This is a genomic window from Rhizobium sp. 2YAF20 (genome assembly GCF_052114685.1).
Lineage (GTDB): Bacteria > Pseudomonadota > Alphaproteobacteria > Rhizobiales > Rhizobiaceae > Rhizobium.
In genome coordinates, this window is sequence record NZ_JBFRFF010000005.1 from 65,107 (window position 1) to 83,745 (window position 18,639).

The following is an 18,639-nucleotide window of genomic DNA, read 5'->3' on the forward strand; positions in this document are numbered from 1 at the left end:
TCCGCGATTGCTCCCGCATTGCTGGAAGAAAAGGCCGAAGGGCCTGGCGCAGTAATGAGTGAGTTATGTTGGAATTCTAAGAGAGGCATACATGGCCAATACAAGCTCGGCGAAAAAAGCGACCCGCAAGATCGCCCGCCGCACCGAAGTCAACAAGGCTCGCCGTTCGCGCGTTCGTACTTTCGTTCGCCAGGTCGAGGAAGCAATCGCCTCTGGTGACGCGGATCGCGCCAAGGAAGCGTTGCGGGTAGTGCAGCCGGAACTGGCTCGTGCAGCCGGCAAGGGCGTCCTTCATGTCAACACGGCATCCCGCAAGGTCTCGCGTCTTGCAAAGCGCGTGAAGGCACTGTCGGCTGCTCCGACTGCTTAGTAGTTACTAATAATTGCATCATTACAATGAGCCCGGCCCTTAGCCGGGCTTTTTGGATTCGGAGAAAATTTAAGCTCTGTGACTAATTTACATACAGTCGTTCGTGTCACTGGAATGACAGAAAAAATCCATAAATAACAATCGGTTGTAATAGGTTACTCTTTCCGTGCATGACAACTTGTGCCCGCTCCGGCCCTCTGCGCTAGTCAAGGCATTTATTATTTTATTTCTATAAAGGCGTGTCGAAATCGCATCACTAGGGAATCCCCTTGATTCAAAAGCGATTCTTTTTTGACGGGGGTGTGACAGTCAAAATTGACCCCCTGAGTCAATGGCCAGTCCCTAATTTTGCGTAAAATTCATCGTTGATCTTGTCCATCGATCCTGCCTAAATGGCTTTCAACAAGGGTCGCGGACATCACCTTAAACGGCTTCGGCGAACACTGCCATCCAGGCGGCGTAGGTGGTTTTTGTTCCTTGTGACGGAATAGTTCAATTCCGTTTTTTCAAACAGTTGACACATTCAAACCGGAAGACAGCGATGTCTCCGGACGATGAAGCGTGCCTGTCTTAAGCAGCCCCAGTCCCAAGTAAGGCTGCAGGAGATCGGGTTGCAAAATAAACAGCCACTCAGGCGCAGTCGAACGGAACGAGGGCCGGACGATCGCTCTTGACGAAGAATGAAGACGACGACTGCTGGAGACAGTTTTCGCCGCAGATTTCTTTGTGGTCCTTTGGCAGGACCGCGGCTGACGAACGGCTATGCTGACGGGCTCATGAGGGGTCCCCCGGCATGTCATGTACGAGATATTTTCGGGCGGCGTTCCTTCGCCCGACAGGACTAGAACTCTGGAAGGCGGCAACATGCAGATCAATACGATGACGACCAGTGCGTTGGCAAAAGGGGACAATGCACAAAAGGCGTTCGGCACAGTTTGCCTTGATGCGGCGGGAGACAAAGGAGACATGAAGCAGAGTGTACTTTTCGAGCGTGTCAGCGCACGCTTGAAGGCACAGGTCGGCCCGGATGTTTATGCGAGCTGGTTTGCGCGGCTCAAGTTGCATTCGCATTCGAAGAGCGTCGTACGTCTTACTGTTCCGACGACCTTTCTGAAATCGTGGATCAACAATCGCTATCTCGATCTGATTACCAGCCTGTTTCAGGCGGAAGATGCGGAAATCCTGAAAGTCGAAATTCTTGTGCGTACGGCCACCCGGAATGGCACTAAGGCTCCGGGTATGGATGAGCAGACGTCCTCCGTGGAACCGGCTTCGGTCGCGCAGATCCGTCGTCCGGCGGCGCAATCCGCCGGTCAGGTCGTGGCACATGCGGTAAGCGCGGTTGCAGCGTCCAGGCCTTCGTTCGGGTCGCCGCTCTTCGGGTCGCCGCTCGATACGCGATACACGTTTGATACCTATGTCGAGGGCAGCTCCAATCGGATCAGCCTGGCTGCGGCAAAGACCATCGCGGAAGCAGGCCCTGGTGCCGTGCGGTTTAATCCGCTCTTCGTCCATTCGTCGGTCGGCCTCGGCAAGACCCACCTCCTCCAGGCGATCGCCAATGCCGCGGTGCAGAACCCGCGCGGACTGCGCGTCGTCTATCTGACGGCGGAGTACTTCATGTGGCGCTTTGCCACCGCGATCCGCGACAATGATGCGCTGACGCTGAAGGACTCGCTTCGAAACATCGACCTTCTGATCATCGACGACATGCAGTTCCTGCAGGGCAAGATGATCCAGCATGAATTCTGCCACTTGCTGAACATGCTGCTCGACAGCGCCAAGCAGGTTGTCGTTGCGGCCGATCGCGCCCCATGGGAACTGGAATCGCTCGATCCGCGGGTGCGTTCGCGCCTGCAGGGCGGTGTTGCCATCGAGGTCGAGGCACCTGACTACGAGATGCGCCTTGAAATCCTCAAGCGCCGCTTGGACGTTGCGCGTATCGACGATCCGTCGCTTGATATCCCGCAGGATCTGCTCCAGCATGTCGCGCGAAGCGTTACTGCAAGCGGGCGCGAGTTGGAAGGCGCCTTCAATCAGCTTGTCTTCCGTCGGTCGTTTGAACCGAACCTGACGGTGGAACGCGTCGATGAGCTGCTGGCTCATCTCGTCGGCTCCGGCGAGCCGCGTCGTGTGCGCATCGAAGACATCCAGCGGGTCGTTGCCCGCCACTACAATGTATCGCGTCAGGAGCTGGTCTCCAACCGGCGGACCCGCGTCATCGTCAAACCGCGCCAGATCGCCATGTATCTGGCAAAGACGCTGACACCGCGCTCCTTCCCGGAGATCGGTCGCCGCTTCGGCGGACGCGATCACACAACGGTTCTCCATGCCGTCCGCAAGATCGAGGAACTGATTTCGGGAGACACCAAGCTCTCGCACGAAATCGAATTGCTGAAGCGCCTGATCAACGAATAGCATTTTGGCGATTTGCTCGAACGACATAGGGCCGGCACTGGTTGCCGGCCCTATGTCGTTTTGCGCTATATCTTGACATCCAGCATCATATGCATAGCCTATGCATATGATGCTGGATGCGAACAAACTCGGCGCCCTGGGCCTGATGGTGACCGACAGGATAGAGCATGTCCTCGGCGATCTCTCGCCGAGCGCTGCGGCCCTGCTCTCCATGCTTTATTTCAAGCCGCGTCTGACCGGCTCGGAACTGGCGGTGATAGCGGGTGTCTCCCAGCCAACGGCAGTGCGGGTATTGGAAGGCCTGGTCCGCCAAGGCTTCGTCGAGCGGCTGGCTCAGCAGGGACGGGCGACCCCTTTGAGGTTGACGGGTACTGGCGTGGCCCATGCACGCGCATTGCAAGTGGCAAGGCTGGCCGTCCTGTCCGATCTGCTGGATGGCCTTTCCGCCAGCGAGCGCACTCTGCTCGAAGCCTTGGTAGACAAGATCCTCGCCGGTGCCACCACGTCGCGCGCCTTCGCGCGCACAAGCTGCCGTCTTTGCGAGCACGATCTTTGCAGCGCGGAGGTCTGTCCGATCGGCTGCCGGGCGGCCGAACTCGAAACCATTGCAGATCAGGGAAGGGAAAAGTCCGAATGCTGACGGCCTATGATGACAGGAAGCCGATGATCGATCCGGAGGCCTGGGTCGCCGACGACGCCACCGTTTGCGGCGACGTGACGCTTGGGCCGGGCTGTCGCGTCATGCCCGGCGCTCGCATCGTCGCGGAAGCCGGTGGCACTATCGGGATCGGCGCCTATTGCATTGTCCTTGAGAACGCGGTCATTCGGGCGACTGCACGCCATGCGACATCCATCGGCAACCATTGCCTGGTTGGGTCGAACAGTCACATCGTCGGCGCGACCATCGGCGATGAGGTCTTCATTGCGACCGGTGCAAGCATCTTTCACGGCGCCGTCGTCGGTGCGGGTTGCGAGGTCCGCATCAATGCTGTCGTTCATTTGCGCACGGAGCTTGAGCCCGGCGCAACGGTGCCCATCGGATGGGTTGCAGTCGGAAACCCGGCGCAGCTATTCTCAGCTGACCGGCACGAGGAAATTTGGGCGCTTCAGCAGCCGCTCGACTTTCCGGGCTTCGTCTATGGCGTCGATCGCACAGCGTCGGATTTGATGCGGGCGGTGACGGAGACCCTATCGAATAATCTCGCGGTTCATCGTAGAACGATGGCGATAGAGTCGTAGAGTGCGCTGCGGGGAGGGAAATCGCAGCGTCTTTGGGGGGAAGCCATATGAGTTTTGAAAGAATAGCTGTTCTCGGCCTCGGCAAGGTCGGGCGGCTGGCTGCAACATTGCTGCATGAGAGCGGTTTCACGGTCACGGGCGTGGACATGCAGCTGCCGAAGGAAATCACACCCTTTGCATGCGAGGCGGGCAATGTTTCCGACGCGGCTATCATCGGCCAATTGTTTTCGCGGGTGGAGGCGGTTCTTTCCTGCCTGCCATTCCATCTCAACTCGGAACTGGCGCGATTGGCGCATCTGGCCGGCATCCATTATTTCGACCTGACCGAAGATGTCGAAACCACCAACGGCATCATCGAACTGTCGCGGACATCTCGTGGGCTGATGGCGCCGCAATGCGGCTTGGCGCCCGGTTTCGTCGGCATTGTCGGCACCAGCTTGGCTGATGCCTTCGAGCGCTGCCGTTCGATCCGCATGCGCGTCGGCGCGCTGCCGCAACACCCAACGGGCCTGCTTGGCTATGCCTTCAACTGGTCGCCGGAAGGTGTCGTCAACGAGTATCTCAACGATTGCGAGGTCATCGAAGGTGGCGTGCGCAAGCTGGTTTCGCCGATGGAATGGCTGGAGACGCTCTACGTCAACGGTGTCAAGCTTGAAGCCTTCACCACATCGGGCGGCCTTGGCACCATGTGCACCACCATGCTCGGCCGCGTCGACAACCTCGATTACAAGACCATGCGATATCCTGGTCATATGGAGCTGATGAACTTCTTCTTCCACGAGCTGCTGATGCGCGACCACCGGGCAGCCGCCGGCGAGATTCTGACGGAAGCCAAGCCGCCGGTCGATGACGATGTCGTCTATGTTCACGTTTCTGCCGAGGGGATCGAACACGGTAGCCTTCGCCGCCGCGAATTCGTTCGGGCCTATTACCCAATCGAAATTTCAGGCGAACGCCGCACGGCAATCTCCTGGACGACATCAGCCTCGGTCGTCGCCGTCATCGAGATGGTACGCGATGGGCACCTACCCTCGACGGGCTTCCTCCATCAGGAACATATCCCTCTCGACATGTTTCTAAAGACGCGCACCGGCAGCCTTTTCGATCAGAAGAAGCCAGTCGGTTGAGCGTGATATCGGTGGCAGGTCAACCGCCCTTCAGCAGGCGAGGTCGGCGACGACGGAATCGAGGATCAGCATGCCGGATGGTGTGCAGCGCAGGCGGGAATTGCCGAGCCTCTCGATGAAGCCGTGTTCCAGCAGGAACTCTTCGCGCTTCGGGTCCGGCTCGCGGCCGGAGAGCTGCTGCCAGCGGACCAAGTCGATGCCTTCCTTCAGGCGCAGGCCCATCAGCAGCAATTCGTCCGCTTGTTCCTCATAACCGAGCAATTCCTGGTCGAGGACACCGTGGCCATCGCGCTCGACCATCTCCAGCCAGCCTTCTGGTTTGCGTTCGGTCGCCGTTGCCAGCTTATCCCGCCCTCGGGTGAGGCGGCCGTGGGCGCCGGGGCCAATGCCGGCATAGTCGCCATAGCGCCAATAGGTAAGGTTGTGGCGGCTTTCGGCGCCGAGACGGGCATGGTTGGAGACCTCGTAGGCAGGCATTCCTTCGCGCTCGGTGATCTCCTGCGTTGCCTCGTAAAGCACGGCGGATTGCTCGCCATCCGGCACGATCAGCTTGCCGGCCTTGTGCAGCCCGAAGAACGGCGTGCCTTCCTCGATCGTCAGCTGATAGAGCGAAAGATGGTCGACGGCATAGGAGATTGCCTCCTTAAGCTCCTGCTCCCATTCCTCCACCGTCTGGTTCGGCCGGGCATAGATGAGGTCGAACGACATGCGCGGAAAAATATCGCGCGCCAGCCGGATCGCCTTCAGCGCATCCTCGACATTATGCAGTCGGCCGAGAAATTTAAGATCCCGGTCGTTCAGGGCCTGGACGCCGAGCGAAACCCGGTTGACGCCGGCGGCACGATAGCCGCGAAAGCGTTCTGCCTCGACGCTGGAGGGGTTGGCCTCCATGGTGATCTCGATACCGTCAGGCACATACCAGTTCTGGCCGATGCCATCGAGGATGGCGGCGACGGTGGCCGGATCCATCAACGACGGTGTGCCGCCGCCGAGAAAGATGCTCGTGACCGTCTTTGGTCCGCTGAGCGCCCGCATCGCTGCCATTTCGCGCAAGAAAGCCGCAGTGAAGCGCGGCTGATCGACAGGCTGGTGACGGACATGGCTATTGAAGTCGCAATAGGGACATTTGGCCGCGCAAAAAGGCCAATGCACATAGACGCCGAAACCGGGCTCGCCGGTGTCGGGCAGCATATGCGCATCGCGCAGGCTCGGGCTTTGCTGATCCAGTGTGTCCACCAAACGATCCTACGCTTCCAGACAGGTTTCGACAAAGAGCTTGAACGCCCTCGCGCGATGAGAAAGAGCCTGGGGGTCGCCGAGCTTCCAGCCATGCTTTTCCTCGGCACTCATCTCGCCAAACGTGGTGTCGTAACCCTGCGGCTGAAATATCGGATCGTATCCGAAGCCCTGCGTGCCACGCGGCGGCCAGGCGACCGTGCCCTCGACCTCGCCGCGGAAAACCTCCGTGTGTCCATCCGGCCACGCAAGGCAGAGGACGCTGACGAAGCGGGCGGTCCGCGCTTGCGTCTCGGTCGCGCCCGCATCCTTGAGGGCCGCCTCCACCTTCCACATCGCCATCTGGAAATCCCGTACTCCGTCGGCGGTCTCCGCCCAGTTGGCGGTATAGACCCCGGGTGCACCGCCGAGCGCGTCGATCACCAGGCCGCTGTCATCCGACAGGGCGGGTAGGCCGGATACGTTGGCGGAAGCAAGCGCCTTGATGGTGGCATTTTCCTCAAACGTCGTTCCGGTCTCGTCCGGCTCGACGAAGTCGAGTTCGGCGGCCGACTTCGCGGTGAAGCCCAGAGGGCCGATCAGGTCCCGGATCTCGCGGATCTTTCCAGCATTGTGGCTGGCAACGACGATCGTCTTTGTTTCGAGTTTGCGCATGCGTTTTCCTTAATCGAGGCCCCAGATGATGGCTTCGGCGCATTCCAGGCTGTTGCCGGCCGGGTCGCGAAAATAGATCGAACGGCCGCCGTTCGGCCAATGAAAATCAGACTCGATGGCGACGCCGGCAGCCCTGAGCTTGTCAGCCGTAGCATCGATGTTCTCACCCGAGATACGGAAGCAGGCGTGGCTGGCTCCCTTTGTGCCGTGCGGCGGCACCGGCAGGCTGCCTGGCTCCGGCGGCCGCATGGTTTCCAGCGGATTGAAGATCAACAGAACACCCGGTCCGCAGCGGAAAAACACATGTCGGTTGCCGCCCCGCGAGATTTTCTGAAGACCGAGGACCCCGGCATAGAAGGCTTCCGCCTTGTCGAGGTCCTCCGCATAAAGCGCGGTTTCCAGAATTCCTTCCAACGGGTTCATTGGCCGATAGTCTTTCCGCTTCAGGCGATCGCCTGCTTCTGCAAAGAAACAAGATCGGCGATGCCGGCCTTGGCAAGCTGCATCAAGATAGCAAATTCCTCTTCGCTGAAGGGCGTGCCCTCAGCAGTGCCTTGAATCTCGACAATGCCGCCGGCGCCGGTCATGACGAAGTTGGCGTCCGTCTCGGCAGAGGAATCCTCGAGGTAGTCGAGGTCGATCACCGGCTGGCTTGCGAATATTCCGCAAGAAACGGCAGCGATATGATCCTTGAGCACGCGCTCGGTCTTGATCATGTTGCGGCTCTCCATCCACTTCAGGCAGTCGTAGAGCGCAATCCATGCCCCGGTGATCGAGGCTGTCCGCGTGCCGCCGTCCGCCTGGATCACGTCGCAGTCGAGCGTGATCTGGCGTTCGCCGAGCGCCTGTAGGTCGACAACGGCCCGGAGCGAACGGCCGATCAGCCGCTGGATCTCCTGGGTACGGCCGCCCTGCTTGCCGGCTGCGGCCTCCCGCTTCATGCGATCTCCAGTTGCCCGCGGCAGCATTCCGTATTCGGCGGTGACCCATCCCTTGCCGCTGTTGCGCAGCCACGGCGGGGTCTTTTCCTCAAGGCTGGCGGTGCAGAGCACATGCGTGTCGCCGAATTTCACCAGGCACGAACCCTCCGCGTGCTTGGAAAAATTGCGTTCGAAGGACACTTTGCGCATCTGATCGGTTTTTCTGCCTGAAGGCCGCATCCTGTTCTCCTGATGTTGTTGACCGCTTCTACGATTGCCGAGGACCATTTGCAAAGGAAAAGCAGGCGGAATGGTCGGCTGCGAGACTGCAGGCGACATTTCCCTTTTGCCATTGCCGATCGAACGGCTATATCCTTGCTGAGGATCAACCGGACGGACTTTAAGGCGAATGGGTTTTACGACGTCGTCGATTTCGGATGCCGTTTCGGCGCTTGACGAACGCTCCAAGGAAATCTTTCGCAGCATTGTCGAAAGCTATCTGGAGCACGGCGAACCCTTGGGCTCACGCAGCCTGTCGCGCCTGCTGCCGATGTCTCTGTCGCCCGCTTCCGTGCGCAATGTCATGAGCGATCTAGAAGAGCTTGGGCTGATCTATTCTCCGCATATCAGTGCCGGGCGTCTGCCGACGCAGGTGGGATTGCGCTTCTTCGTCGATGCCTTCATGCAGGTCGGCGATCTCTCGGCCGAAGATCGGGCCACCATTGACCGGCAGGTCCGCGGCAGCAATCGCGACCAGCCGATGGAAACGGTCATGACCAAGGCAAGCGGCATGCTGTCCGGCATGTCCCGCGGGGCAGGGTTGGTGATAACCTCCAAGAGCGATCCTATTCTCAAACATGTCGAGTTCATCCGTCTTGAGCCGACCAAGGCGCTCGCCGTCCTCGTCGGCGATCACGACCAGGTCGAAAACCGCATCATCGAGCTGCCGGCGGGAGTGACGTCGTCGCAGCTGACCGAGGCTGCCAATTTCCTCAACGCCCATATGACCGGCCAGACGCTCCCTGATTTGCGCAAGCAACTGCAAACGCTAAAGCACGATGTCCGCCAGGAGCTCGACGTGCTGTCGCGCGATCTCGTCGAGCGTGGCATCGCCGTCTGGTCCGGAGATGGCGATGAGGCAAAGCCGACGCAGCTGATCGTCCGCGGTCGCGCAAACCTGCTCGAGGGCCTTGCCGATGCCGGCGACCTCGATCGCCTGAGGATGCTGTTCGATGATCTGGAAAAGAAGGACAGCCTGATTGAAATCCTCAATCTGGCCGAAAGCGGGCCTGGCGTTCGCATCTTCATCGGCTCGGAAAACAAGTTGTTTTCGCTGTCGGGTTCCTCGCTGATCGTGGCTCCTTATCGTGACGACGATGATCGGATCGTCGGCGCGGTCGGTGTCATCGGTCCGACGCGGCTGAATTACGCCCGTATCGTGCCCATGGTGGACTACACCGCGCAGCTCATCTCCCGCCTGTCGCGCGCGGGGAAGTGAAGGCGGCACAACCCTGGCTGATTAAATGAGGTTCAGCGGTAGGAATGCTGCCTTCTTTGCCATGCAGACTTGATTTTTTCCGACCAAACCTCGATATCGGGCACATCCTTTCGACAGACCAATTCGGAGACCGTCATGACCGACGAAACAACCCACAATGGACCTGAGGCCAGGGAGACCGACAACCTTGCGGATATGGAGCAGGATTCCGTGGATGCAGCCGTCTCACAGGAACCCGACCAGACGGAGCAATTGCGGGCTGAAAACGCCGAACTGCGCGATCGCTATCTGAGGCTCGCCGCCGACATGGACAATCTGCGTCGCCGCACCGAGCGCGAAGTCAAGGACGCCAAATCCTACGCTGTCGCCGGCTTTGCCCGCGACATGCTGGCCGTTTCCGACAATCTGCGCCGCGCACTCGACGCCATTCCGGCAGAAGTCCGGGAGAATGCGGACGCCGGCCTTTCGACGCTGATCGAAGGCGTCGAGATGACCGAGCGAGCGATGCTTTCGGCACTTGAGCGACACGGTGTTCGCAAGCTGGATCCGATCGGCCAGAAGTTCGATCCGAATTTCCATCAGGCAATGTTTGAAGTGCCAAACGCCGATGTGCCGAACAACACGGTCGTTCAGGTTGTCCAGGACGGTTTCAGCATCGGCGAACGCGTCCTGCGCCCGGCAATGGTCGGCGTGGCGAAGGGCGGCCCGAAGCTGACCGAAAGCGAACTCGGCGCCAATAGTCCTTTTGACGAAAAAGACGCCTGATCTCTCAGGCGTCTCGTCAATTCCACGACCTAGCTACTATGACGAAGGTCAGGCGGCGTTTGACGCCTGTTCTTCGTTAAGGAAAGAGTAGATCGCCGAGGCGGATTCCGTCGCACGCAATTTTGCAACGAGATCCTGGTCGCGCAACACCCGGGCGATCCGCGATAGCGCCTTCAAATGATCCGCACCGGCGCCTTCCGGCGCCAGCAGCAGGAACACCAGGTCGACCGGCTGATCATCCAGCGCCTCGAAATCGACCGCGGAGTCCAATCGCGCAAAAATACCGATGATGGTTTTGATGTCGGCGAGCTTTCCGTGTGGAATGGCGATCCCGTTTCCGACCCCGGTGGAGCCGAGGCGCTCGCGCTGCAGAATGACGTCGAAGATTTCTCGTTCGGGCAGTCCGGTCAATTTGGAGGCCTTGGCTGCCAGCTCCTGGAGCAATTGCTTTTTAGAATTTGCCTTCAAACCTGGGATTATCGCATCTTGGTGCAGCAAATCTGCCAATGCCATTCTGTTATTCCTTCATATGCTGAGATCCGACGGCGGAGGAGCGGCGGCGAACCGCCGCTCGTCTTCTTTTCTCAGCCTTTGATATTGGCGGCGTCGATCCAGCCAATGTTGCCGTCCTGACGGCGATAAACGATGTTCAAGTGGTTCTTGCCCGGGCTTCGAAACATCAGCAACGGCTCGTCGGTCATATCGAGCGCCATCACTGCCGTCGCAACCGACATGGTTTTTAGCTGCTTCGTCGTCTCGGCCACGATCGCCGGGGAGAAATCGTCGGCGATTTCGTCGTCCTCATCGGGAACGCTGTCCATGACCGTATAAGAAACCTCGGCAAAGCCGTTCGAGTGGCTGGCGCTCTGGTGATCCTTCAGTTTGCGTTTGTATCGGCGCAACCGTTTCTCGATGCGAGCCGAAGCGGCATCGAACGCCAATTGCGGGTCCATCGCTTCGCCGGCCGCATGCAGTACCACGCCGCTGTCGAGGTGCAATTTGCAATCCGCTTCGAACCGCGAACTCGATTTCTGCACCGTTACATGGCCCGAATACCCCCCGTCGAAGTATTTCGTGACGGCCATACCGATGTGGTCTTCGATCCGCTGCCGGAATGAATCACCAATTTCCATATGTTTACCGGATACACGCACACTCATGGAGTTTCCCTTTTTTTAGTGGTTTGCGCGTGGCACTTTACGCCAAGCCACCTGCTCATCCAAGCACTTCGCACGCTCTTAGACAAATTGCGATTTTCAAACGCCTTGAGGATGGCGGGGATAAGTCCCGGCAATGGCGTCGGACGCCGATTGCGGCGGGCTTCTAGCCGCACCCAAGGGCAAAGTCAACCGATCCCTTGGCAAATAACGAGCGGCACCGCAACGCGAGATTGAGGGTGGCCGGTCTAGAACCCCGCGACTTTTGCCATGGCTCGCTTCTCCCGCCGCCGCTGGACGGAAGAGGGGATGTTCATCGCTTCGCGGTATTTCGCAACTGTACGGCGAGCAAGTTCGACGCCGCTGGTCTTCAGCGTATCGACGATATCGTCGTCCGAAAGCACGGCATCGGGGCTTTCCCGCGCGATCAGCAGGCGGATTCTATGTCGCACCGCCTCTGCGGAGTGGCTGTCTCCACCTTCGACCGCGCTGATCGAAACCGTGAAGAAGTATTTGAGCTCGAACAATCCGCGCGGCGTCAGCATGTATTTATTCGAGGTGACGCGACTGACGGTCGATTCATGCATCTTGATGGCGTCTGCGACGGTCTTCAGGTTGAGCGGCCGCAGGTGATCGACGCCGCCTACAAGGAATGCGTCCTGCTGCCGGACGATCTCGGTTGCCACCTTCATCATCGTCTTGGCGCGCTGGTCGAGGCTGCGCGTCAGCCAGTTTGCGTTCTGCAGACATTCCGACAGGAAGGCGTGGTCGCTGCCGGTCTTCGAGACCGATGAGAAATAGGACTGGTTTACCAGCACTCGCGGCAGCGTGTCGGGATTGAGCTCCACTAGCCAGCTGCCATCGGAGGAGGCCCTGACGACGATATCGGGGGTGATTGCCTCGGAAATGCCTGTCTCGAAATCGCTGCCGGGCTTGGGGTTCAGCTGGCGGATTTCCGTCATCATGTCGAGGAGGTCTTCTTCATCGACGCCGCAGACCCGCTTGAGTGTCGCGAAATCGCGCCGCGCGAGCAATTCGAGATGCTGGATCAGCCGCTCCATGGCGGGATCGAACCGGTTCTTCTGCTTGAGCTGGATTGCGAGGCATTCGGCCAGCGAACGGGCAAAGACACCCGGCGGATCGAGTGTCTGCAATGTGGCAAGCACGCGTTCCACATCGGCGGGTGCAGTACCGAGCCGCGCGGCTGTCTCACCGATGTCGGCCTGGAGGTATCCCGCATCATCGAGCTGATCGACGAGGAGCTGAGCAATCAGCCTGTCCGGCTGCGAACGCAACGCAAATGGAATTTGCTGGTTGAGATGATCGCGCAGCGAAATCTGACCGGCGACGAAATCATCGAGATCGTAGCTCTCGGGCGCTTCCGCGCTCCCGGGCATCGATTTCCATTGGCTGACGAGTTCCGGTGCGTCGAGACGCTGAGGCGGGCTGTCATCGGGGTAGACGTTGCTGAAATTTGCATCGAGCTCGGCATTCAGACGATCGGCATGACCGGTATTCTCGCTTTCATACCAGTCACTGTTGAGCTCGCTATTGCTCCTGTCCGATCCGTCCTCTCCGTGGCCGCCATCCTCGCCGCCATAGGACTCACCGTCCTGTTCGCGGCCGTTTCCGCTGCCCATTTCGCCGTCATTTGGCGTAAATTCGAGCAGCGGGTTCTTTTCAACTTCCTGAGCGATGAACTGATTGAGCTCGAAATGCGTCATCTGCAGCAACTGGATGGACTGCATCAGCTGCGGAGTCATGACGAGAGATTGGCTTTGGCGCAGGAAAAGATTGGCCGACAGTGCCATGGTGGACGCGAAACTCCCCTACAATTCCTCCTGAAACCGCCTGCTTAGCCCTGGGGAAAAGTGGCAAATTTCAAACTGGCCCGAAAATTGCTTTTTTATCGGGTTTGGTCAAGTGGAACTGTGAAGGTAGGGTGAATTTCCGGCCTGCAGCATCCTATCAGAGGCTGAAATTGTCGCCAAGATAGAGTCTACGGACTTCGGGGTTGTTGACGATGTCGTTCGCCCGTCCATGCGTCAGAACTTCACCCGCATGAATAATATAGGCCCGATCGATGAGGCCGAGCGTCTCGCGCACATTGTGATCGGTGATCAGCACGCCGATGCCTCGCGCCGTCAAGTGGTGGACCAGGTTCTGGATGTCGGCGACCGAAATCGGGTCGACGCCGGCAAAAGGCTCGTCGAGCAGCATGAAGGTCGGGTCGGTCGCAAGCGCGCGGGCGATTTCCAAGCGTCGTCGCTCGCCGCCTGAAAGCGCTACGGCCGGAACCGTGCGCAAATTGCGAATATGAAACTCCTCGAGCAACTCATCGAGCTTCTTCTCGCGCTGGACCTTGTCCCCGACGTGGACTTCGAGCACGGCACGAATGTTCTGCTCAACCGTTAGACCGCGAAAGATCGACGCTTCCTGCGGCAGATAACCAACCCCCAGACGCGAGCGGCGATACATAGGCATCGTCGTCACGTCGTTGCCGTCGATCTCGATCGTTCCCTCATCGACCGGAACCAGCCCGGTGATCATGTAGAAACAGGTGGTCTTGCCGGCGCCATTCGGCCCGAGAAGGCCGACGGCCTCGCCACGCCTGACGACCAGTGACACGCCGTTGACGACGCGGCGCGTGCGATAGGTCTTGGTCAATCCGCGTGCGATTAGGGTTCCCTGGTAGCGGGCCTTGTCCGTGGTCGGCGCTTCGGGCGCCGCCGCTGATGGCTCGGACTTGCCGAACAGGCTGGATAGCGATGTCATTTTCACGAGTTATCCGGCGATCAGTTCGTTTTTTGCGGGGTCTGCTTCGACTTCGGGTCCAGCTGGATCTGAACTCGACCGCCACAGCTGTCCAGCTGCGCCTCGCCGGTATTCATGTGCACGGTCAGCATGCAGCCGGTGAAAACGTTCGGCCCGTCGGTCAGCACCACCTTGTCGCCCTTGAGGATCGCAAGCTGTGCCGCCATGTCGAACGAACCATTGTCGGCAGTCGCGGTCTGCGTGCCCGATACGATATAGACTTTGTCGCTGACCAGGATGTGGTCGATGTCGGCGTCTCCAGAGACGACCGAATCGCTGGTGGCCGGCTTCTTGGCATCGGTCTTCTTGGCATCAGCCGGGGCGGTCGCAGCCGGCTTCGCCGTTGCGGTTGCGTCGGCCGGCGGCTTCTTCTTGTAAAACACGGTCATCTTGCCGGCCTGCATCGTGGTCGTACCTTGAACCACGTTGACCTTGCCGGTGAAGACAGCAGTGCTGTCCTGATCGTGGATCTCGAGCTTGTCGCTTTCGATCTGGATCGGCTGGTCCTTGGAGAGTTGAAGGCCAGGCATCTGCTTGGTCGTCGTCGTTTGCGCGTTCGCGCCTACGGCAACAACCAGCGAAAAGACGGCCACCGCACCAGCCAGAGCGGCTTTGCGAACGGCAGGGCTAGAAAATGAGATACGACGATTGTTTGTCATGGACCGTCCGGCTGTTAGGTGCCTGAATTGTGGATGGTGGCAGGGTCGATATGCATGCGAACCTGCCCGTCGAATTCGATTACGGTCCCCTTATCCGTCATCTTGAGCGACTGCGCAACAACGGAGGCGCTACCCTTGTAGATGGCAACGGGCTGGTCGGTGATTAGCTTGCCTGCCTTCACGTCGAGGTAAGCTCCCTGGAATTCGGCGCGCACGCCGTTGTCCATGGTGACCGTAAATGGCTCGGTCATCTTGAGCGTGTCGGCGGCGCGATTGAAATCGGCGCTCAGTGCGACGACGTGGGCAATCACGCCATCGTTGACGGGCATCGCCGCCTTGATGTTCTTGAGCGTGATCATATTCGGATCCTTGAGATCCTGCAGCGCCTTTTCGGCGAGCATGGAATAGTTGATGCCGTCAGCATTGCGGCCAGCGATCGCCGGCTTTTCCATGACGACCTTGCCATCCTCTATCCTTGCGCCTTCAATCTTGATGTTCTCAGGCAGATAGGCGCGCACGACCGACACGGCGATAAAGATCATGGAAATGAGGATCGCGGCGACGGGTAGCAGGAATTTCAGCTTCTTCACGCGCGCAGAATGAAAGAGAGCGTCTTTATACGCACTCATCTCACGCGCAGTGCTTCTCGCCTGCTCCGATGTTTCAAGAGTGTTGAGCATGCAATGGGTCCGTCTGTGTCGGTCCTGAAAGACGCTCTGCACAATAAACGAGCAAGCTTACCTGACCATTTCGCATTATTGCATTGGCTTGCCAATATGGATTTTTTTCTGCAACAAACAATATAGGCATAAAGTCCAAATCATGGCGATTATAACCGACCGGCGATGGCCCTACCCGATAGGGCGTCCGATTGGAAGCGTGGATATTATATTACTGACATGGAAGGAAATAGGGTCTCATGGACAGTTCTGCAATCGCGGATCGCCGGCAATTGCGCCGCAGGCTTGGCTTTTGGCGGGTCGTTGCCGTTATCCTTTTGATTGCGCTTGGTTTCGCGCTTTATCGTTTTGTGGGCGGGGACTTTTCCGGCACAAGCGGCCCGCAGATTGCGCGGGTCCGCATCTCGGGTCTCATCCAGGATGATCAGGAACTGCTCGATCGGCTCAAGAAGATCAAGGACAATAACGAGGTCAAGGCGCTGGTTGTGTCGATCTCGTCGACCGGCGGCACGACTTACGGCGGAGAGCGCATCTTCCGGGCGATCCGCGACGTTGCGACGAAGAAGCCTGTCGTTTCCGACATACGCACAGTTGCCGCCTCGGCTGGCTACATGATCGCCACGGCCGGCGACGATATCGTCGCCGGCGAAACCTCGATAACCGGCTCGATCGGCGTTATCTTCCAATACCCCCAGGCCAAAGACCTGCTCGACAAGATCGGCGTCTCCCTGGACGAGATCAAGTCTGCCCCAATGAAGGCGGAGCCTTCGCCTTTCCATCCGCCGCCGGAGGAAGCGAAGACCATGATCCGCAACATGGTCATGGACAGCTATGCCTGGTTCGTCGATCTTGTTGCCGACCGTCGCAAGCTTCCGCGTGAGCAGGTCTTGAAACTTGCCGATGGCAGCATCTTTACCGGCCGCCAGGCGCTTCAGAACAAGCTGGTAGACAGTCTCGGCGGCGAGGATGACATCCGCGCCTATCTTGAAACGCGCAAGGTTAAAAAGGACCTGCCGATCGTCGATTGGGACGCATCGAGCAAGGCCTCCTCATTCTTCTTTTCTGGGGCCGCCTCCCAGTTGATAAATCTCTTCGGTTATGGTGATTTTGCAAAGGGAACAGATCTCCAGAAACTGCTGACCGAGAAGTTGTTTCTTGACGGCCTGCTTTCTCTTTGGCAGGGTGTCGGGCGTTGATAAATCAATGATTTAGGGGGCCACGGTGATCAAATCGGAATTGGTACAGATTGTTGCGGCGCGAAATCCGCATCTTTACCACCGCGACGTCGAAAATATTGTCAACGCGGTCCTCGACGAGATCACCGATGCACTGGCCGCCGGCAACCGGGTCGAGCTGCGCGGGTTCGGTGCTTTCTCCGTAAAAAACCGTCCCTCGCGCTCCGGTCGCAACCCCCGCACAGGCGATACCGTCTTCGTCGAGGAGAAGTGGGTTCCCTTTTTCAAGACCGGCAAGGAACTGCGCGAGCGCCTGAACCCGGACGGTGCTGACGAAGACGACAACTAGACACCGCATCCGCAGACGTCCGTCTTCAATTGCCCGACGACACTTGAACTGCGGTCCGTCTCGCTTATTCTCAGCAGCCTGCATGCTCGCCGTCGAAATGCCTTGGTTCGCTGGAAGTTGTCTTGGTCACGGCGAAGCGGCAAACTAGGAGTATGACGAATGGCCAAGAAAATCATGAATTTGCTGGTTCTGCTCCCCCTTGGCATCGTCCTGATCATCTTCTGCGTCGCCAATCGTCAGGTCGTGTCGCTCGCCTTCAATCCGTTTCGGCCCGAGGATCAGGTACTTTCAGTCAATGCGCCTCTGTTCGTTTTCCTGTTTCTGGCTGTGATCATTGGCATGGTGGTCGGCTCAGCGGCCACATGGTTTACCCAGGGCCGGCATCGCAAACGCGCCCGCACCGAAGCCCGTGAGGCCGTTCGCTGGCAGGCCGAAGCTGATCGTCACCGCAGCCGCGCCGAACAGATCGCCTCGCACCTTCCCTCGAACCATCTTCCTTCGAAATAAAAACGGCTACATGAAGCGTTCCGGCGCCGCCGTGAGTTCCATGTCCTTATAATCGCCCTCCGGCGAAGCGCCAAAGCCGCACACTTCGAAGCCCATCGCTTCGTAATAGGTCAAGGCGCGTTTGTTTTTCACAAGGCATTTCAGCCGGTAGCGCCGCTGCGGCCAGTTCGGCAAGGCGGTGAGAAGCGCCGTGCCTACCCCCAGTCCCTGGAATTCCGGCCTGACGTACAGCATATGGATAAAGTCCTCCGGCTCCCAAAGAGCCAGAAATCCGGCGATCCCCATGTCCCCGTTGTCGCAAACGAGTACCGTTTCATCCTTGGCATGGGTCGAAAAATCCTCGCGATGGAAGCGGCCGGGGTCCACCCAAGTGAAGGTTGTCCGACGCACGGTCAGATAGATGTCGGCAAGCGCCGGCGTGTCTTCCGCCCGCGCGGGTCTGATCGTCCACAGTCCTATCGATAGGCTCATGGATCGAGATTTAGCGATTACGCATGCGATTTCAATTCAGGCCTCTGTTTTGATGCTCACAACCGCGTTGAAGTCGGAAAAAAACTGTTGCGCAAGCTTTTTGGCGCTGGAAGCGATCAGGCGCGACCCGAGCTGAGCAATGCGCCCGCCAATCTCGCCCCTGGCTTCATATTGCAGGACGGTCTCGCTGTCGTCGGGCGTGAGGACCACGTCTGCGCCGCCCTTTGCGAAACCGGCAATGCCGCCCTTGCCTTCGGCTGATATGGTATAGCTCTCGGGTCCGTTGACGTTAGACAGCGTCACCTCGCCATTGAACGAGGCAGAAAGCGGCCCAACTCTCACCTTGAAGACGGCGACGAACTGCGTTGGCGAAATCCGCTCGAAGCTCTCGCACCTGGGGATGCATTGCTTGATGATCTCGGGATCGTTGAGGGCCACCCAAACCACGTCCCTCGGTGCGGCGATCCGCTCCTCCCCGGTCATGTCCACAGGCAATCCTCTCGTCAGGGTCCGTTCACGGCGGATAATCGCAGATTGGAAAGCGCTTTGCCAAGCGCCGCCCAGATGCTATTTGCTCGCTTACGTCAATATAGAGACAAG

Annotated in this window: 22 protein-coding genes; 10 read left to right on the top strand and 12 right to left on the bottom strand. The window is 58.8% G+C overall.

Annotation, left to right across the window (positions count from 1 at the left end; genetic code table 11):
- The first annotated feature begins 91 nt into the window (after window positions 1-91).
- The 5 genes from rpsT to AB4Z52_RS09490 all read left to right on the top strand — a co-directional run bounded on the left by rpsT (window position 92) and on the right by AB4Z52_RS09490 (window position 5,154).
- Window positions 92-370 carry a 30S ribosomal protein S20 gene (gene rpsT, locus AB4Z52_RS09470; RefSeq protein ID WP_442217657.1) on the top strand — a complete coding sequence of 93 codons (279 nt, stop codon included), beginning with the start codon at window positions 92-94 and terminating at the stop codon, window positions 368-370.
- Between the two features lie 864 nt (window positions 371-1,234).
- Window positions 1,235-2,788: a chromosomal replication initiator protein DnaA gene (gene dnaA / locus AB4Z52_RS09475; RefSeq protein WP_442217856.1), complete on the top strand. Its 1,554-nt coding sequence runs from the start codon at window positions 1,235-1,237 to the stop codon at window positions 2,786-2,788.
- A 106-nt stretch (window positions 2,789-2,894) separates the two neighbouring features.
- On the top strand, window positions 2,895-3,428 hold the full coding sequence (locus AB4Z52_RS09480; protein ID WP_442217658.1) for a MarR family winged helix-turn-helix transcriptional regulator: 534 nt from the start codon (window positions 2,895-2,897) through the stop codon (window positions 3,426-3,428).
- A complete protein-coding gene (locus AB4Z52_RS09485) occupies window positions 3,422-4,027 on the top strand; it encodes a gamma carbonic anhydrase family protein (RefSeq protein WP_442217659.1) in 606 nt (201 codons plus the stop codon). The genes AB4Z52_RS09480 and AB4Z52_RS09485 overlap by 7 nt, the downstream gene beginning before the upstream one ends.
- Before the next feature lie 47 nt (window positions 4,028-4,074).
- Window positions 4,075-5,154: a saccharopine dehydrogenase C-terminal domain-containing protein gene (locus tag AB4Z52_RS09490; RefSeq protein ID WP_442217660.1), complete on the top strand. Its 1,080-nt coding sequence runs from the start codon at window positions 4,075-4,077 to the stop codon at window positions 5,152-5,154.
- 30 nt (window positions 5,155-5,184) lie between these two features.
- Here AB4Z52_RS09490 and hemW read toward each other — a convergent pair whose 3' ends face one another.
- From hemW to rph, 4 genes are read right to left on the bottom strand one after another with little or no spacing between them, the layout of a single operon-like run.
- Window positions 5,185-6,345, bottom strand: a complete 1,161-nt coding sequence (gene hemW, locus AB4Z52_RS09495) for a radical SAM family heme chaperone HemW (RefSeq protein WP_442217857.1) — start codon at window positions 6,343-6,345, stop codon at window positions 5,185-5,187.
- Between the two features lie 54 nt (window positions 6,346-6,399).
- On the bottom strand, window positions 6,400-7,044 hold the full coding sequence (gene rdgB / locus AB4Z52_RS09500) for an RdgB/HAM1 family non-canonical purine NTP pyrophosphatase (protein ID WP_442217661.1): 645 nt from the start codon (window positions 7,042-7,044) through the stop codon (window positions 6,400-6,402).
- Window positions 7,045-7,053: 9 nt separating this feature from the next.
- Window positions 7,054-7,467 (bottom strand): VOC family protein, encoded by a 414-nt coding sequence (locus tag AB4Z52_RS09505; protein ID WP_442217662.1) that lies wholly within the window; start codon window positions 7,465-7,467, stop codon window positions 7,054-7,056.
- Window positions 7,468-7,487: 20 nt separating this feature from the next.
- Complete coding sequence (gene rph / locus AB4Z52_RS09510; protein ID WP_442217663.1) at window positions 7,488-8,204, bottom strand: ribonuclease PH; 717 nt, start codon at window positions 8,202-8,204, stop codon at window positions 7,488-7,490.
- A 169-nt stretch (window positions 8,205-8,373) separates the two neighbouring features.
- Here rph and hrcA point away from each other — a divergent pair, with 169 nt between their 5' ends.
- Both hrcA and grpE read left to right on the top strand, forming a co-directional pair.
- The gene (hrcA, locus tag AB4Z52_RS09515; RefSeq protein ID WP_442217664.1) at window positions 8,374-9,462 is read left to right on the top strand and encodes a heat-inducible transcriptional repressor HrcA; all 1,089 of its coding nucleotides are present in this window, start codon (window positions 8,374-8,376) and stop codon (window positions 9,460-9,462) included.
- A 93-nt stretch (window positions 9,463-9,555) separates the two neighbouring features.
- Window positions 9,556-10,227, top strand: coding sequence for a nucleotide exchange factor GrpE (gene grpE / locus AB4Z52_RS09520; protein ID WP_442217858.1), 672 nt, complete (start codon window positions 9,556-9,558; stop codon window positions 10,225-10,227).
- A gap of 48 nt (window positions 10,228-10,275) precedes the next feature.
- On the opposite strand, the gene ptsN is transcribed toward grpE, so the two are convergent.
- From ptsN to lptC, 6 genes are all read right to left on the bottom strand, one after another.
- Entirely contained in the window at window positions 10,276-10,740 is a 465-nt protein-coding gene (ptsN, locus tag AB4Z52_RS09525) for a PTS IIA-like nitrogen regulatory protein PtsN (protein WP_442217665.1), read from the bottom strand.
- Between the two features lie 71 nt (window positions 10,741-10,811).
- Window positions 10,812-11,387 (bottom strand): ribosome hibernation-promoting factor, HPF/YfiA family, encoded by a 576-nt coding sequence (hpf, locus tag AB4Z52_RS09530; protein WP_442217666.1) that lies wholly within the window; start codon window positions 11,385-11,387, stop codon window positions 10,812-10,814.
- Window positions 11,388-11,632: 245 nt separating this feature from the next.
- The gene (gene rpoN / locus AB4Z52_RS09535) at window positions 11,633-13,195 is read right to left on the bottom strand and encodes an RNA polymerase factor sigma-54 (RefSeq protein WP_442217667.1); all 1,563 of its coding nucleotides are present in this window, start codon (window positions 13,193-13,195) and stop codon (window positions 11,633-11,635) included.
- A gap of 157 nt (window positions 13,196-13,352) precedes the next feature.
- Entirely contained in the window at window positions 13,353-14,159 is an 807-nt protein-coding gene (lptB, locus tag AB4Z52_RS09540) for an LPS export ABC transporter ATP-binding protein (RefSeq protein ID WP_442217668.1), read from the bottom strand.
- Window positions 14,160-14,179: 20 nt separating this feature from the next.
- A complete protein-coding gene (locus AB4Z52_RS09545) occupies window positions 14,180-14,857 on the bottom strand; it encodes an LptA/OstA family protein (RefSeq protein ID WP_442217669.1) in 678 nt (225 codons plus the stop codon).
- 14 nt (window positions 14,858-14,871) lie between these two features.
- Window positions 14,872-15,537 (bottom strand): LPS export ABC transporter periplasmic protein LptC, encoded by a 666-nt coding sequence (lptC, locus tag AB4Z52_RS09550; RefSeq protein ID WP_442217670.1) that lies wholly within the window; start codon window positions 15,535-15,537, stop codon window positions 14,872-14,874.
- A gap of 239 nt (window positions 15,538-15,776) precedes the next feature.
- On the opposite strand from lptC, the gene sppA reads away from it, so the two are divergent.
- The 3 genes from sppA (at window position 15,777) to AB4Z52_RS09565 (ending at window position 17,568) form a co-directional block, all read left to right on the top strand.
- Entirely contained in the window at window positions 15,777-16,733 is a 957-nt protein-coding gene (sppA, locus tag AB4Z52_RS09555) for a signal peptide peptidase SppA (protein WP_442217671.1), read from the top strand.
- A 25-nt stretch (window positions 16,734-16,758) separates the two neighbouring features.
- Entirely contained in the window at window positions 16,759-17,061 is a 303-nt protein-coding gene (locus tag AB4Z52_RS09560) for an integration host factor subunit beta (protein WP_442217672.1), read from the top strand.
- Between the two features lie 159 nt (window positions 17,062-17,220).
- Window positions 17,221-17,568, top strand: a complete 348-nt coding sequence (locus tag AB4Z52_RS09565) for a lipopolysaccharide assembly protein LapA domain-containing protein (RefSeq protein WP_442217673.1) — start codon at window positions 17,221-17,223, stop codon at window positions 17,566-17,568.
- Window positions 17,569-17,574: 6 nt separating this feature from the next.
- Here AB4Z52_RS09565 and AB4Z52_RS09570 read toward each other — a convergent pair whose 3' ends face one another.
- Together AB4Z52_RS09570 and AB4Z52_RS09575 are read right to left on the bottom strand one after the other, a co-directional pair.
- Window positions 17,575-18,039 carry a GNAT family N-acetyltransferase gene (locus AB4Z52_RS09570; RefSeq protein ID WP_442217674.1) on the bottom strand — a complete coding sequence of 155 codons (465 nt, stop codon included), beginning with the start codon at window positions 18,037-18,039 and terminating at the stop codon, window positions 17,575-17,577.
- Window positions 18,040-18,075: 36 nt separating this feature from the next.
- Entirely contained in the window at window positions 18,076-18,528 is a 453-nt protein-coding gene (locus AB4Z52_RS09575) for an SRPBCC family protein (RefSeq protein WP_442217675.1), read from the bottom strand.
- Window positions 18,529-18,639 lie beyond the last annotated feature (111 nt).